Here is a 15,601-nt window from a genome sequence, read left to right on the forward strand (position 1 = left end):
ATTCAGGATGCATTCCGACACCTCGGGGCTGACGGTGAGACCACGGGGAAARGCTTGTTGGCTGGTCTGGTTTGATGATAGGCCGAGTTCGGATATTTCCTCTTGCCATGCTTCGTTGGGCGTGTGGTAGTCCAGGAGCTTCATGGGGGTGTCGTTGATCTCGGTGACGATGTCGTCGAGTTCGGTCTGGGTCAGGTTCTTCAGGCTGGCGTGTTCGGGCAGGTAGCGGCGGATCATGCCGTTGCGGTTCCCGTTGCTGGCGCGCTGCCAGGGCGAGTATGGGTCGGCGTAGTAGGTGAGCATGCCCAGGGCCTCGTCCACGAGCCGGTGCAACGCGGATTCGGACCCGTTGTCCCAGGTCCGGTCGATGCGCGCCGCTGCGGGGATGCGGCTGTAGATCGCGTATTCGGCCCTGGCGGTCGCCGGCGCGCTTTTGGATTCGATGAGGCGGGCGAACAGCTTTCTGGTTTTGCGTTCGACCCGCGTGTCGACGCACCGCTTCGAGGGAGCCGAACCGATGACCGTGTCGGATTCGTAGTGGCCGAACGAACCTCGGTGGTCCACGACCCTGGGACGCAGGGCGAGTGGCACGCGCATCGGGATCGTCACACGCCCGGCCCTGCGGCCCGCCCGTCTGGTGCGGTGGCGTTTGGCCCGGGGCAGGTAGCGCCGCCAGTCCTCGCCGTCCGCATGCCCCTGGTGGATCCACTGGTAGAGGCACTCGTGGCTGATCCGCATCGACGGGTCAGCCGGATACTCCGGTTTCAGCCGGCCCTCGATCAGCTCGGGCGTCCAGCCACGCGTCAACGCGTCCGCCACCCACGCGTGCAGGCGCGCGTCCATCATGCGCCTGGGCTTCCTCGGCCTGCGCGAACGTGCCTCGGCCTTGCGCCGCGCGGTCAACGCCGAATAGAACGGGCCAGCCGTCCACGCCCCCGTCTTCAACCGCCCGGGATGGTAGGGCCGGTACGACTCGTTCTCGTTGGACGCGAACCACAGGCCACGCCTGAGCTCCCGGCTGATCGTGGAGGCGGAACGATGCAGCTGGCGGGCCACCTGCCGGATCGTCTCATGATCCCCGAAACGCAGCATCTCAATCCTGATCCGCTCACCCCCGGTCACATGCGTATAAGCTTTCATAGTGAGTGCAGCACCTCCCAAAGGTCGGAACATCAGCAATCCCAACCATAAGCGGTGTTGCACTTCTAACTAGAACTCAGGTAATGCTTGTGATCTTAAAAACATGAGACCGTTGGCGACACTGCTACAGCCATGACGGAATCCTTGGGCTATCAGGACGATACTGCACCTCATGCGGAAGTCCATATGACTTATTCCATCGGCGTGTCGTAACATAAGATACGCTACACGACGACGTCATATTCGGTGCACGGCCATGCAGATCAGCCGCACTGCACCCGCACTTCACCCGCACGATTCGAGGAATCCGCCATGATCACGGCATGACACATTCGACCTGACAGGACTGCATGAGGTTGTCTACGAGGTATTCTCCCGCACCCATCCGCTGACGCCGAACCGTTCTGCACCCGATGGCGCCGCTTCCCGCGACGCTTCCTGTGACGCTTCCTGTGACGCTTCCCGTGATGCTTCTCACACTCCCAATCGACGCTCGGAACCCCGTGTCCCGCACTGGCGGCGTGTCACCCATGCGCCGCCAGACCGTCACGGCCACATGCTCGTGGGTTGTTCCCGGTGTTGATTCCGGTGTTTGATTCCCGTGTTTGATTCCCTCAGGCACATAAGCGACACGACGCGGCGGCGACCGCCGGGACTACTTCTGCACGACGCGGTCCACTCCGCGCCGCCGGCCCACCAGCCATGCCAATGCCATGAACAGGAAGGCCACGGCAAGAAGCGTCATGGAAAGAGGCCTGAAATCGAGCGCGCCATCGGATCGGATTCCCAGGAACGCCTCGCCGAAGTCGCGCAGCCATCGAAGAAGAGAACGCGTATCCACACGACTGAGGAGAAACCCCACCAGCGTGGGCACCAGGAACACCAGGGCTCCGAAGGTCAGACGGCCGCGCCTGCCCAACCGGGTCATCAGAACGCCCATGAAGGAGGACACGACCATGACGAGCAGGAAAACCACCAGGGTCATCACCGCGACGCCCGTCCCATGAAGCGCCGACGCCGCCGACGCCGTGGGAACGCTTCCGGCCGCATACTGGTCGGCGACAAGCGACCCACTCCGTATCGGCAGGCTTCCGACGGACAGGAGAAGACGGGACGCCACGACGACCGCGGTGGTTGCCGCTGACGCCACCACCAGCACGATGACTGAACAGAGAAACATCATGGTGCGCGTGAGTCCATTGAACAGCAGGAACCGGAAATCCAACTTACTGCCGATCATGGCGACGGTTCCGCTGAAGATGATCGCCGGAGTCATGACGTCCACATATCCGTCGGTGGTCCCCCCGGTGCCGACCACGGCAATCGTCAACGGGATGCCGATGGAGAAGATAAGGTAGAACACCAGATAGATCCCCAGGAACTTCATCCGCCACGATAGCTGATATATCAGTGCCGCCGATAGGTGGCGCGCGCTCACGTTGGTCATCATAGGTCCTTTCCGTTCGGTGAATGGGATGCCGCGGAATGGTCGGCGATGGGATGCGACTGACTGGGATATGACTGCGCGGGATGCGACTGCGCGAGGCCGTTCGACGAATCGCCTCCGCCCTGCCCGGAGGCGTCACGCGATGCGGCCGTCAACCCTTCGCTCGAAACCGTGACGTGACGACGGGTCAGCTCGACGAACGTCTCCTGCAGCCCCAATGCGGACACGCGCACGTTCGGCGCATCCGCCTGCGGACGCCCCACGACATAGGCGGTCACCGACGATGCCAGCCTCTCCGTGCGCAGCACGCGACGACGCCCCACGGCCTCATCGACCGAACGTTCCGGTCCCGAGACCTTCCAGACCATGGTTTCCAGCTCCTCGACGCTTCCGGAGGCGACAAGACGTCCGTGGTCGATGATCACGGCGCTTTCCACCAGCGTGGAGATCTCCTCGATGAGATGGGTGGAGACGACGATCAGCCTTGGACGGCGAGCATAGGTGTCCATGAGTATCCGCGAGAACTCATCACGGTTCGTCGCGTCCAGACCCAGAACGGGCTCATCGAGAATGACCACATCGGCCGGCGACGCTAGAGCGACGATGAGTTTGGCGACTGTTCGCTGTCCCGTCGACATCGCCGAGAACCTCATGGAGCGGTCCAGATCGAGGACCTCGGCCATCGTGGACGCCAGATCGGAGTCGAAGGTACCGGCGAAGCGCCTGACGTTGGTCTCGATGTCGCGCATCCTCATGGACGAGGGGAACAGGTTGTCCTCGCTCATCAGGACGATCCGGTCCTGGGCGGCCTCGTTCTCCGTCACGTTTTCGCCGTCAAGAAGAATCGATCCCGAATCGGCGAAGGCCCGGTTGGCGGCGATGTTGAGCAGCGTCGACTTTCCCGCGCCGTTGCGTCCGAGCAACGCGCGAATCCCCGGACCCTCGAACGTCATGCTGACGTCATCCAAGCAGGTCGTGCCGCCGTATCGCTTTCGCAGATGGTCAACGCTGAGTGTGGTCATGATGAGGCTCCTTCGATTGCTTGGATCAGGCCATCCGTGGTGATGCCCAGATCGTGCGCCTGTGCGACGAGATCGGGGACGGCCCGGGCGAGGAAGTCCTTCCGACGGGATTCGACGAGCCTCTCACGCGCTCCGGGCGTGACGAACATGCCCACGCCCCGACGCTTCTCGAGATATCCCTGCGATACCAGAAGGCCCATGCCCTTGAGCACCGTCGCCGGATTGATGCGATAGGTCGTGGATATCTCCGTGGTCGAGGGGACGCGATCTCCTTCGGGCGCGGAACCGCTGATGATGAGCTCCTCCAGCTGATCCGCGACCTGCAGGTAGAGCGCCACCCCGCTCTGCTCGGTGAAATCCATGGGACGTCCTTTCGGCACATGACCAACCAACCGATCCGAACGACAACACAATCCGATCGACGACGCAATCCGATCGACGGCAGCGGCGCTTCCGCACGACCGTATGGCCACCACGTATGGAATGCACGCCATGCATCCGGACGTCCATCCGTTAGTTGGTTAATTAGTCATGTAATTAACCATACCACCTTGCCGGACATAGGACTGAAGGCATGGACGCCCAGCGTGTCGCTTGGGTCTCCGACGAATGCCATGGGTCCCCGGATCCATGGCGAATCCGGAGCCCATGGCATTGGTATCGACACCCTCGCCCGCTTTATGCCGGGTCAGCGTCACGACCGCAGAAGCATCCTCGCAAGCACGGGAACGGAGTCCCCTCCCCGGCATCGTCCGACATCATCTTTGGCGAGTGCGGATGACCATCACCAGAACGGCTACGCCCAGAAAGCCCATGACCACGACCACGGCCGCCACTGCGGATATAGAGGACCCGGTCTTGGCGAGCACCGGATTCTCGGTCTTCCGCCTCACCGTGACCACTTCGCCGGGAGCACCAAGATCATGGGATGCGAGGACATCGCCATCCTTCGATACCACGGCCGCTCTCCAATAGACCAGCCCCTCCCGGGATGATCGCACCTGTGGACTGACGGCCGCGCAGCCACCGTTATCATCCTCGCAGCGGATCGGGGCCGCAGCCGCATCAAGAAGTTTCCCTGAACGCCCCGGTTCGGCTCCGTCGTCCACCGCCTCATAGGCGGTGAACTCGACGGTGGCACCATCAGGGACGTCACCGGTCACCGTCGCGCGATCATGGAAGAACTCCCCCACATAGACAAGATCCGGCTCCACCGACGTGACGATCCCAATGGGCTCAGAGATGTCCGGGGATTCGGGGGCGGGCCATACGCGAACCCGTTCCCATGCATCCCCGTATGAGCTTGACGCAGGAGCGACCCGATCGTCGCCCGTGAAACTCCACACGAACACGTACCACCCCGGATCCCGCGCGGTGATCGTCACGGCCCTGCCATCGGCGTCCGGCGCTCCTCCACCGACACGGATGACCCCGTTGCGCGCCGCATACGTCCATGTACCCACCAGACGATGGTTCGCGTCCTCCTGCGGCACGTCGTCGCCCTCGGGCCGATATCGTTCGTCGTTGGCATGATTCTCGCCGTCGCCGGCCCACCAGACGCTGACCGTGGCATGGGGATTGTCCGCTCTGAGCCCCAAGGAGGCATCGCCGGAAAAATCACCATGGTCATCGGGGAAGCCTGCGACGGTGATGGTGTCCCCCAGTTCGGCACCCTGCAGCGCGGTATGCTCGGTCACCACCGATTCGACCTGCACCGTCGAGCGAACGGACACGGTCTCCGCCTGGTCCATGAACGGGGACACCACGTCCTTGAGCACGTATTCACGCGCCTCCCTGCTGAGGGATTCACGGCTGAAGGCCCACACCCACGTGCCGATCCCCGGCCGGGCGGTTCGGTAGACCTCTCCCCCATCAGGCGACGTCAGCGCATGCGCCTCGACGGTCTGCCCCGGAGCGGTGAACGACGCCGTCGCGTACGCCGACGGACGAAGCCCCCGATCCGCAAGCCGCTCCAGAAAAGCCGCCGCGTCCCCACCGGCATCGGGCCGGATTTCCTCGTCCGCCGCGTCGGCCGACAGGCCGTCGAAGAACCACCCCCGGGCGTCGAGGCGCAGTCCGGGCTTCCAGGCGCCCTCCCCATCCGCCACATCGGCGGTGACCATGTCGACCGCCTCGGCGCCGATGTCCATAACCCTGCGAGGGACGACGGTGGCTATGGTGGGAACGAAATCCCTGCGCACCTCAAACCGCGTCGCCGCCGAGATCGAGGCCGCTCCACCGACCCTGACGAGATTCTGGGCGCTCAGGACCCTGTCGAGTCGACGCGTCTCAACCACGACGGAGACCGAAACCCCGCCCCGGCCCCGCGCCACCCATCGATGGCCATCGGAGCGCCCGCTGACGTCCGTCAGAGAAGATCCGCCCGCATCAAACGCCGCCTCCCCGTCCATGGACAGACGATAAGGAACACCGGCGATCTCTCCCCCGTTGACGTTCTTCACCGAAACCACGACCCTTCCCAATCGGGACGCATCATCGTACTCGTTGCGCACGGCGACCGTCATGGGAGCCAGGGATTCCGATTCATCCCACAACGACCGCGCTCGGCCCTCCACATCGGGATATCGCTGCATCAGCGCCTGGCGGTCGACCCGCCATTCCGCGGGATCCTCATCATGGTGATCATGGGCGAGAAGCGCCAGCGCCGCATGGATCCGCGCGTCCCTGCTGTCCGAGTACCTGTCGAGCAGCCACGCCAGCCGAGCCGCGTCAGCCCCCGTGATCGGCGATGATCCGGTGATCCTGAAGTCGGCGATCCGGGACGTTTGGACGCAGTAATACTTCCGTCCCCGGGAATCCGTCCCGATCACCCCGAGAAACAGATTGTTCCCATTCACGACATGCTTCAACGAATAGTCCTCGTCGAGCAGCGTGGACGTCAATGTCTCCGATTCGGCTGCTGCCGCCCCCCACACTCCGGCAACGGCCGCCGTCAACGCCAGTGAGGCCGCCAGAACAATGGCCACCACACGCTTCATATGCACATACATCTTTCCATCCTTTCGCAACGGTTCCTTCAAAAGGTCGAAGGTCATCGACGAGCGTCCCACGTGCTGCGGCGCAGCGAAGAGAATTACCGGCCATGTGGTCAAATGCTCCGACGCGGAGGAACCCGCGGCTCCCGGCAGCGTCTAAAGGGGTGACCCGTGGGGCGGGACTGCGGAACGGAAATCTCCGGGGAAAGGGAACCCGATGGCCCGATGGTCCGGCTCCTCGAAGAGCCATCCGCGATGAGGAAATCCGATGTTCCGCGAGCGCTACGGGCCCCATAGCGGTAAGGTGTGAAACGGATTATTCTCAACCACATCCAAGGAGAGTGACATGGCTGAAACCTTCAACGTCGTTGTGGAGATTCCCCGCGGCTCCAAGAACAAATACGAAGTGGACCACGAGACGGGACGCGTCTTTCTGGACCGGACGCTGTTCACGTCGATGGGATACCCGGACGACTATGGGTACATCGATGGAACGCTCGGCGAGGACGGCGACCCGCTCGACGCGCTCGTGATGATCCCGAACTCGGTGTTCCCCGGCTGCGTCGTCGAGTGCCGCGCAGTCGGCCTGTACCATATGGTCGACGAGGCCGGCGGCGACGACAAGGTTCTGTGCGTCCCCGCGGACGTCCGCTTCGACGACATCAAGGACGTCGATGACGTGAGCTCCTTCCACAAGGCCGAGATCAAGCACTTCTTCGAGCAGTACAAGGCCCTGGAGCCCGGCAAGGAGGTTCAGCCCGGCGACTACTGGGCGGGCGTCGACGAGGCCGAGAAGCAGATCGTCGCCTCTCGCAAACGCCTCGAGGAATCCAAGTAGAGGAATCCCAGGATAGGGGAATCCCAGAAGTAGAAGAACTCCAGAGAACGGCCTCCGGAACCATCGGAATCACCATGATTATGGCCGGATTCCGATGGTTCCGTGCCACGATCGCATGGGATCCACGTGACGAACGCGGAAGACGCGGAAGACGCGGCGGACGTGACGGGATCAGTACGAGCGAATCCCAGAAACGCCATCACACAGCGACATCACATCAGCGACATCACGAAGACCACAAGAAAAACAAGATATCCGCTCACGAACACGGGTATCAGAGCCGTTCCCAACCAGGGCGACCGCGCGGAGGGATCAGGATCCGAATCCGACCACCACACCAGCGACAACACGGCCTGGATGATGAGAACGACGACCAGAAAAGCAGAAACCGCGACAACCGACCATGCCAGCGAGGAGACAAGGTCGATGAAGGCCGGGAGAAAAAGCCATCCCGCGGCACCCACGCACGCGACGGTGCCGAGAATCGCATGGGAGAGCGAACGGACCAGATACGACCGTTGCTCCCGAAGCATCTGACGGGCGAAGGCAACGACCACCGTCAGAACCATAAGAGCGACGACCGCAACGGCCCATAGACCATACCTCGACATCACATCACCATGGACCACGACGATCGGATAACCGCGCGTCCGATCAGACATTCGAACCGCCACGGAGAACCACGCGGCGCACAACGACGCCGCCCCCGCCACGGCACTCAGGACCCGGTCAAGAACCGTTGCCCGCAGCGGGCAGAACACGAAGAAAATCCCTCGGCCCCGCACAGAACCACCACGATGGCGGACACGGCGCCATAGGGACGGGAACCCGCCAGCGCGGCGACGGACAACGCACCGACCACAACGCACTGAAGCGCGACCATGGATATCCCCAACCGCACCGGGGAGCGCCGCGTCTTCGCCATCTCGGATCCCATATACAACACCTTCCCGCCGCGGCAGATCCACGGCACACGCACCAAGCTCACCACCCGAGCATCATCGCACGGCCGCGGCCACATCCCGCCCGCGTCCAAACCCGCTCTTGTCTAAATGTAGCCCCACCCCGGGCGGACGTGGTGTCCAGAACCCACGGATAGAATTGTCACGACCGTCGAAAACGGATCATGACATCTGTTCGCAACCGGAATGTCATATAGTTTGTTCTCAATTAACCATCCCGTGATGGAGGCATGCGACGTGACCGATCTGACGTTGATGACGTATGCGGGGGATCCTGCATCTGTGCTTCCCTCACTCGCTCTGCTGTCCCACCGCGTACGCGTGCTGCCTATGGACGCAGCGAGTCTCGTGAAGATGCCCGAGAACACCATCCTGTTCCTCGACGCCCGGGACGATCTGGCCACCGCGAAAACACTGTGCAGGCTGATCCATGCCACGGGACTGTCCACACCCATCGTCCTCGTTCTCACGGAGGGAGGATTCACCGTCGTCAACTCCCAATGGGGGATCGCCGACGTTGTGGTGGCCAACGCCTCCCCCGCCGAGGTGGAGGGAAGGCTGCGGCTTGTGTCGGAAAGGGGAAATTCGCCGGCGGTGGTGTCCCGATCCTCCACGGAGGACGGCGTCGAGGTCGAGGACGGACAGATCCGGTCCGGCGAGCTGGTGGTGGACACGAAGGGCTACACTGCAAGTCTTCACGGTCGCCCCATCGATCTGGCGTTCAAGGAGTTCGAACTGCTGAAGTACCTCGTCCAGCATCCCGGCCGGGTGTTCACCCGCGCTCAGCTTCTTCAGGAGGTATGGGGATACGACTATTACGGCGGCACCAGAACGGTCGACGTCCATGTCAGACGACTGCGCGCCAAGCTGGGCGGGGAGTATGAGCATCTGATCGGCACGGTCCGCAATGTGGGGTACCGGTTCGATCCGCCGAACGAGGATCGCGCCGACACGCTTCCCCGAACCGAGGACGCGAGCCCGCTCGAAGCCGATTCCACTCGTTCCGAGCGCACCACGCCCTCCGACGACCGTCCCTGATGCCTCGCGAAAGCCGCGGCGCGCGCATCGGCCGCATGCACGACGAATACGCGATTCTGTGTTCCATGTTCCCGGCACCCCGTTGCGCTCTGGACTTCACCACGCCGTTCGAGCTGCTGGTGGCCACCATGCTCAGCGCGCAGACGACCGACCGCCGGGTCAACACCGTGACGCCACTCCTGTTCTCCCGATTTCCCTCCGCCCAGGACCTGTGGCGCGCCAAACCCGAGGACGTGGAGGACATCATCCACCCCCTGGGCTTCTATCATACGAAGGCGCGGAACCTTCAGGCCATGGCCGGGATCATGACGACGCGGTTCCATGGAGTCGTCCCTGACAGCATGGCGGATCTGACGTCCCTCCCCGGAGTGGGCCGCAAAACGGCGAACGTCGTTCTGGGCAACGCCTTCGGAATCCCGGGATTCCCCGTCGACACGCATGTGACGCGCGTGACGGGACGGCTCCGGTGGAGGACGGACTGGAAATCGGCGTCCCCGGATCCGGTGTCGATAGAAAAGGAGATAACCGAGGTGTTTCCCCCGGAGGAATGGACGAATCTCTCCCATCGTCTGATCCTTCTCGGCCGCGAGCTGTGCCATGCGCGCACACCGTCATGCGGGGAATGCCCCCTGGCGTCCACCTGCCCTTACGCCGCCGCGACACGGGGGAAAATACCCGCTCGGGCCTAGACTCGTGCCTATGGGAGCTCGACACACCACACATGACGGAATCCGCCGCTGGGCGATCTTCCTATCCGTAGCCGTCGCACTGTTCTCCCTTCTATGGGTGGGATGGGGAACGCTTTCCGGACGGATAACGACGTCCTTCGTCTCGCAGCTGAGGCCGTATTCCACGATGTCGGTCGGTCTGATCGACTCGCCCCAGTCGCTCGACCTCCGCAAGAACGACAATGAACAGGCGTCCCGCGTGCTTCTAGGCAACGTCTACGAGACGCTGACGACCCGGACGCAGTCGAACACCATCGCCCCAGGGCTCGCGTCATCGTGGACGGTCTCGCAGGACGCGCTGACGTACACGTTCCATCTACGCTCCGACCTGCGCTTCTCCAACGAACATGTTCTGGATTCGGCCGATGTGGTGTGGTCCCTGCAAGCCGCGCTCACCAACCATTACGCGGGCTATGACAAGCTCTCCGCGCTGTCGTCCGTCAGCGCTGACGACGCCACAACGGTGTCCCTGACACTATCGACCCCGGATCCGACGCTTCTGCGCACGCTATCGACCCCTGTGGGAATCGTCTATGACAAGGAGGCCACCTACGACCACGCCACGACGGCCGTTGGTTCCGGCCCCTTTGCCGTCAGCGACTTCGAAAAGGGGTCGTCGATCACGCTTCAGCGCAACAAGCACTATTGGGGCACGGGCAGCGAGACGTCGCAGATCACGCTGAGGTACTACGCGGACGACGACGCGTTGCTCGATTCTCTCGACAAGAACGTCGTCCAGATGGCGCTCCCCTCCCCGACCGTGTCGTCGCATCGTCTCGATTCGCTGTCCGATGTCACCGTCGTCAGCGGGGCGACGACCTCCAAGGTGCTGGTCGCCTTCAACATGGACACCGAATCGCCGTTCTCGGACTCCCTCGTCCGCTCCGCCACCCGGCGACTGATCGACACGAAGGCCATCGTCAAGTCGCGGGCCGACGACGCCGACTCCGCGCTGGGCGGCCCGATCAGCCCGTTGGAACCCGGATACGAGGATCTCACGGGGCTTTTCCCCCACGATGTCGCCAAGGCGCAATCCATGATGACCTTCTACGGCACCTCGTATTTTTCGAAACCGGCGGTGTTCCTCGTTCCCAAAAGCTATTCCGCCCTGGGAACGACAATCGTCGACCAGCTCAAGCAGAACGGGCGGTACGCGATCAGCATGCGCGTCGTCCCCGATGCGAAGATGGCCGATCAGCTGGCGGCGGGGGACTTCTCCATGGCGCTTGTCAGGGACGACGGGACCGACGATCTCTCGCGGTTCGCGACGACGGACGACATATACCATTATGAGAACTCCGAAGTCCAGAGGCTCTACGCCAGCACCTCCACGGCCACCAGCGAGGACGCCTACGAGACGGATCTCAGGAAGCTCGCGTCCACCATCAGCAAGGATGCGCCCTGCGCCTGGCTCTACACACGGAAGAACGTCGTAGCGACGCGGACGGGCGTGACGGGATACCCCAGAAACATGACGGACGACCGGATCGACCTCGCCGGACTCACTCAGGACTAGGACGCCGCCATCGGCACCGTGGGAAGCGACGGCGGCGTCAGGCGCTATTCCCTCCCCCACACCTGAGGCACGGCGATCGGAACCCGGCATCCCGCCCATGCCGGTTGTCACCGCGGGTTTCTAGACTTGCCGATATGACTGAACAGGGCAAGGACACCTCCATATCCGCCATATCCGCTCATCTGACCCCATTGCCGGACAAGGTCGGAGTCGACGGACTCGAAGACAAATGGCGCGACACGTGGGAGACCTCCGGAGTCTACCGTTTCCGGAACACGCGCGACCGCAAGGCCGTCTACTCGATCGACACCCCGCCTCCGACGGTGTCGGGGCATCTCCATGTGGGGCACGTCTTCTCCTACACCCATACCGACGTGATCGCACGGTACAAGCGCATGCGCGGATACGACGTCTTCTATCCGATGGGATGGGACGACAACGGGCTGCCCACCGAACGCCGCGTGCAGAACTACTACGGCGTGCGCGTCGACACCTCATTGAAGTACGACCCCGACTTCGTGCCCCCCTTCGAGGGGACGGATGGAAAGAAGATCGAGGCGCGTGATCAGGTGCCGATCAGCAGGCGGAACTTCATCGAGCTGTGCGAGCGCCTGACGGCGCAGGACGAGAAGCAGTTCGAGGCCCTGTGGAAGTCTCTGGGGCTCTCCATCGACTGGTCGCAGACGTACCATACCATCGGCGAGCACCCACAGCGGGTCGCCCAGAAGGCGTTTCTGCGCAATCTCGCCCGTGGCGAGGCCTATCAGAAGGACGCGCCCGGACTGTGGGACGTGACCTTCCAGACCGCGGTGGCCCAGGCCGAGCTGGAAAGCCGCGAGTATCCCGGCTTCTACCATCGAATCGCCTTCCACTTCGACGACGGCACCCCCCTGTACATCGAGACGACGCGCCCCGAACTCCTCGCGGCATGCACCTCGCTTATCGCCAATCCCGAGGACGAGCGGTACACGGCGCTGTTCGGCAAGGAGGTCGTCTCGCCCCTCTTCAACGTGCGGGTCCCGATTCTGGCGCACCCGGCGGCGGAGATGGACAAGGGCGCGGGAATCGCGATGTGCTGCACCTTCGGGGATGTGACCGACGTCGAATGGTGGCGCGATCTCAAGCTCCCCACCCGTCCCATCATCCAGCGCAACGGACGCATCGTCATGTCCGTCCCCGAGTGGATCGAGGACGCGGCGGGACGGTCGGCCTTCGAGGAGATCGAAGGCAAGACCACCTTCTCCGCGCGCAAGATCGTCGTTGACCACCTCCGGGAGTCCGGCGACCTCGACGGCGAGCCCCGTCCCACGAAGCGCATGACGAACTTCTACGAGAAGGGCGACAAGCCTCTGGAGATCGTGACGTCGCGCCAGTGGTACCTGCGCAACGGCGGCACGGACGAACGCCTCAACGCCGAGCTCATCGCGCGCGGCAAGGAGTTGGAGTTCCACCCCGACTTCATGCGCGTGCGCTACGAGAACTGGGTCCACGGACTCAACGGCGACTGGCTCATCTCCCGGCAGCGCTTCTTCGGCGTCCCGTTCCCGCTGTGGTATCCCGTCGACTCGGATGGCGAGACGGACTATGCGCATCCCATCACTCCGGACGAATCGATTCTTCCCATCGACCCCTCCATCGACGTTCCGGCGGGCTATGACGAGTCCCAGCGCGACCAGCCCGGCGGCTTCACCGCCGAATCCGACATCATGGACACGTGGGCGACGTCGTCCCTGACCCCCCAGATCGTGACCCATTGGGAAGAGCCCGACGAGGACAGCAGGGCGCTGTTCTCCGCGACGTTCCCCATGGATCTGCGTCCGCAGGGGCAGGACATCATCCGCACCTGGCTGTTCAGCTCCGTGGACAGGGCCCATCTGGAGAACCACAGCCTTCCGTGGGCGCACGCCGCATTGTCGGGGTGGATTCTCGACCCCGACCATAAGAAGATGTCGAAGTCGAAGGGCAATGTGGTCGTCCCCGACAAGCCGATCCGCCAGTTCGGCGCCGACGCCGTGCGATATTGGGCGGCCTCGGCGAGGCTGGGACTGGACGCGACCTACGACGAGGGCCAGATGAAGATCGGTCGCCGTCTGGCGATCAAGCTGCTCAACGCCACGAAGTTCGCGCTGGCCATCGGCCGCGAGGACGAGAACCATCATGTCGGTCAACCCTCGCAGACGTCATGGGACGCCACGGACGTCACCGAGGTTCTTGACCGCGCCGTGCTCGCGCGTCTTTCCGAGGTGATCCGGGAGGCCACCGACAGCCTCGAATCCTATGAGCACTCGAAGGCCCTGGAAACGATCGAGACCTTCTTCTGGGAGTTCTGCGACGACTACATCGAACTGGCGAAGAACAGGGCCTACGGGACGGCGGACTCGACGGGCGCGATCCCGAGAGAGGCGGCCATTCTCTCTGCCCGCACCACACTCGGTCTGGTCCTCGACGCGTTCGCCAGACTGCTGGCGCCGTTCCTGCCCTACGCCACGGAGGAGGTGTGGTCGTGGATGCATTCGGGCGAGGGATCGGTCCATCGTGCTCCATGGCCGTCAGCCGACATGTATGCCAAGGCCTGCCACGGAGCCGACCCCCGGATCCTCCGGTATGCCGGCGAGGCTCTGGCTGCCCTGCGGAGACTGAAGTCCGAGGCCAAGGTCTCGATGAAAACCCCGATTCTGAGCGCCACCCTGCATGCGTCCAGCGAGGCCGCCACGGCGGTCCGCGCGACGCTTCCCGACATCAGCGAGGCGGGCCGAGTGACGGGACCGATCGCCGTCGTCGAATCGACGACGACGCCCGTCGACGCTCCGCAGGCCGACGGATCGGATTCCGACGTCACCGTGACGGTCGGAGACTTCGAACTCGGCGAACCTCCCGCGAAGCGGCGCTAATTCAGAAGGACGGCAGCGGTTCCGAGCAACGGCCCCGGCCTCGGCGGTGACGATCCGCCGCGGCCGGGGCCGTCCGTTTCTACGCCCGGATGTTCTATGCCCAGATGTCGAGGACTCCCGGGTCTCCTCCAGCTTGGGCTATGCGCTCATGACGCTTCTTGGCCTCGGTGACCACGAACTCCCGATACATCTGCGCGATCTGCGGATCCAATCCGGCGTCGATGGCGATGCGGGCGAGCCGTTTCATCTGGTGATCCTCACGCTGATGGTCCTCAGGGGCGAAACCGGCGCGAGCCTTGAGCACACCGACCTGGGACGTGCATTTGAAACGCTCCGCCAGCAGGGAGATAATCGCCGAATCGATGTTGTCGATGGACTGGCGGATGCGCTCTATACCCTGCACCGCAGCGGCTCGTTCCGGATCCCCCTCCACCGCGGAGGCGTCGATGGTGGTGTCCCGCCAGCCATCCTCCGAATCATTCGCACCAGGCATTGTCACCTCTCAAAATAGGTCTGAAGGATCACCGAGCTCTCGGTCGACACGGGAACCTCCCGATGGATCCTGTTAAGCAGCTCCTCCAGCTTACCGGGGGACGCGACGCGGACGCGAAGAATGAAGCTCTGAGAGCCGGCCACCGAATAGCATGCCGTCACCCCGTCCACATGGCTGAGAACCTCGGGGATCTTCTCCTCACGTGAATAATCCAGCGGAGTGACCGAAACGAAGGCCCCCAAAGGGAGCCCGCGCAGCTCCGCGTCGACGATCGCCTTGTATCCGGTGATGACGCCATGCTCCTCCAACCGACGGACGCGCGACTGCACCGCCGACACGGACAACCCCGTAAGCTCGGCCAGCCGGGACAGCGTGGCGCGTCCATCCCTCTCCAACGAATCGACCAACAGCGCATCGGTGTCGTCCAGAACCCCCACGGACGCCGGAGTCTCGCGCCGCCCCGCACGGCGTGACTGCTTTTCTGCCATGGTTCCACCATAGTCCGTCGAGGCTTCCATCCCGGCTCACGA

14 protein-coding genes are annotated in these 15,601 nt (G+C 63.4%); 5 read left to right on the forward strand and 9 right to left on the reverse strand.

The features are described 5' to 3' along the window. From BMIN_RS07190 to BMIN_RS07210, 5 genes are all read right to left on the reverse strand, one after another. Window positions 1-1,140: IS30 family transposase (locus tag BMIN_RS07190; RefSeq protein ID WP_238565646.1), on the reverse strand; the 1,140-nt coding region annotated here is incomplete at its 3' end. Window positions 1,141-1,795: 655 nt separating this feature from the next. Beyond that, the gene (locus BMIN_RS07195; protein ID WP_152595237.1) at window positions 1,796-2,590 is read right to left on the reverse strand and encodes a hypothetical protein; all 795 of its coding nucleotides are present in this window, start codon (window positions 2,588-2,590) and stop codon (window positions 1,796-1,798) included. Next, entirely contained in the window at window positions 2,587-3,609 is a 1,023-nt protein-coding gene (locus tag BMIN_RS07200; RefSeq protein ID WP_022861719.1) for an ATP-binding cassette domain-containing protein, read from the reverse strand. The genes BMIN_RS07195 and BMIN_RS07200 overlap by 4 nt, the downstream gene beginning before the upstream one ends. Further along, complete coding sequence (locus tag BMIN_RS07205; RefSeq protein ID WP_022861720.1) at window positions 3,606-3,971, reverse strand: GntR family transcriptional regulator; 366 nt, start codon at window positions 3,969-3,971, stop codon at window positions 3,606-3,608. Before BMIN_RS07205 ends, BMIN_RS07200 begins: the two co-directional genes overlap by 4 nt. 396 nt (window positions 3,972-4,367) lie before the next feature. Continuing rightward, entirely contained in the window at window positions 4,368-6,620 is a 2,253-nt protein-coding gene (locus BMIN_RS07210; protein WP_051126462.1) for a hypothetical protein, read from the reverse strand. Between the two features lie 331 nt (window positions 6,621-6,951). Between BMIN_RS07210 and BMIN_RS07215 the strand changes: the two genes are divergently transcribed. Then, complete coding sequence (locus BMIN_RS07215) at window positions 6,952-7,443, forward strand: inorganic diphosphatase (protein ID WP_022861723.1); 492 nt, start codon at window positions 6,952-6,954, stop codon at window positions 7,441-7,443. Between the two features lie 212 nt (window positions 7,444-7,655). Here the strand turns inward: BMIN_RS07215 and BMIN_RS07220 are convergent, their stop codons facing one another. Together BMIN_RS07220 and BMIN_RS07225 are read right to left on the reverse strand one after the other, a co-directional pair. Continuing rightward, window positions 7,656-8,054 carry a hypothetical protein gene (locus BMIN_RS07220; protein WP_156097314.1) on the reverse strand — a complete coding sequence of 133 codons (399 nt, stop codon included), beginning with the start codon at window positions 8,052-8,054 and terminating at the stop codon, window positions 7,656-7,658. 107 nt (window positions 8,055-8,161) lie between these two features. Continuing rightward, window positions 8,162-8,380: a hypothetical protein gene (locus BMIN_RS07225; protein WP_034886348.1), complete on the reverse strand. Its 219-nt coding sequence runs from the start codon at window positions 8,378-8,380 to the stop codon at window positions 8,162-8,164. 280 nt (window positions 8,381-8,660) lie between these two features. Here BMIN_RS07225 and BMIN_RS07230 point away from each other — a divergent pair, with 280 nt between their 5' ends. From BMIN_RS07230 to valS, 4 genes are all read left to right on the forward strand, one after another. Next, window positions 8,661-9,443, forward strand: a complete 783-nt coding sequence (locus tag BMIN_RS07230; RefSeq protein WP_081648078.1) for a winged helix-turn-helix transcriptional regulator — start codon at window positions 8,661-8,663, stop codon at window positions 9,441-9,443. Next, a complete protein-coding gene (gene nth, locus BMIN_RS07235) occupies window positions 9,443-10,132 on the forward strand; it encodes an endonuclease III (RefSeq protein ID WP_022861726.1) in 690 nt (229 codons plus the stop codon). Before BMIN_RS07230 ends, nth begins: the two co-directional genes overlap by 1 nt. A gap of 10 nt (window positions 10,133-10,142) precedes the next feature. Beyond that, window positions 10,143-11,687 carry an ABC transporter substrate-binding protein gene (locus BMIN_RS07240; RefSeq protein ID WP_022861727.1) on the forward strand — a complete coding sequence of 515 codons (1,545 nt, stop codon included), beginning with the start codon at window positions 10,143-10,145 and terminating at the stop codon, window positions 11,685-11,687. Between the two features lie 134 nt (window positions 11,688-11,821). Beyond that, complete coding sequence (gene valS, locus BMIN_RS07245) at window positions 11,822-14,578, forward strand: valine--tRNA ligase (RefSeq protein WP_022861728.1); 2,757 nt, start codon at window positions 11,822-11,824, stop codon at window positions 14,576-14,578. Between the two features lie 94 nt (window positions 14,579-14,672). On the opposite strand, the gene BMIN_RS07250 is transcribed toward valS, so the two are convergent. Together BMIN_RS07250 and BMIN_RS07255 are read right to left on the reverse strand one after the other, a co-directional pair. Continuing rightward, entirely contained in the window at window positions 14,673-15,071 is a 399-nt protein-coding gene (locus tag BMIN_RS07250) for a chorismate mutase (RefSeq protein WP_022861729.1), read from the reverse strand. A gap of 2 nt (window positions 15,072-15,073) precedes the next feature. After that, window positions 15,074-15,559 carry an Lrp/AsnC family transcriptional regulator gene (locus BMIN_RS07255; RefSeq protein WP_051126471.1) on the reverse strand — a complete coding sequence of 162 codons (486 nt, stop codon included), beginning with the start codon at window positions 15,557-15,559 and terminating at the stop codon, window positions 15,074-15,076. Between the last annotated feature and the right edge of the window lie 42 nt (window positions 15,560-15,601).

It is taken from the genome of Bifidobacterium minimum (assembly GCF_000741645.1).
Lineage (GTDB): Bacteria > Actinomycetota > Actinomycetes > Actinomycetales > Bifidobacteriaceae > Bifidobacterium > Bifidobacterium minimum.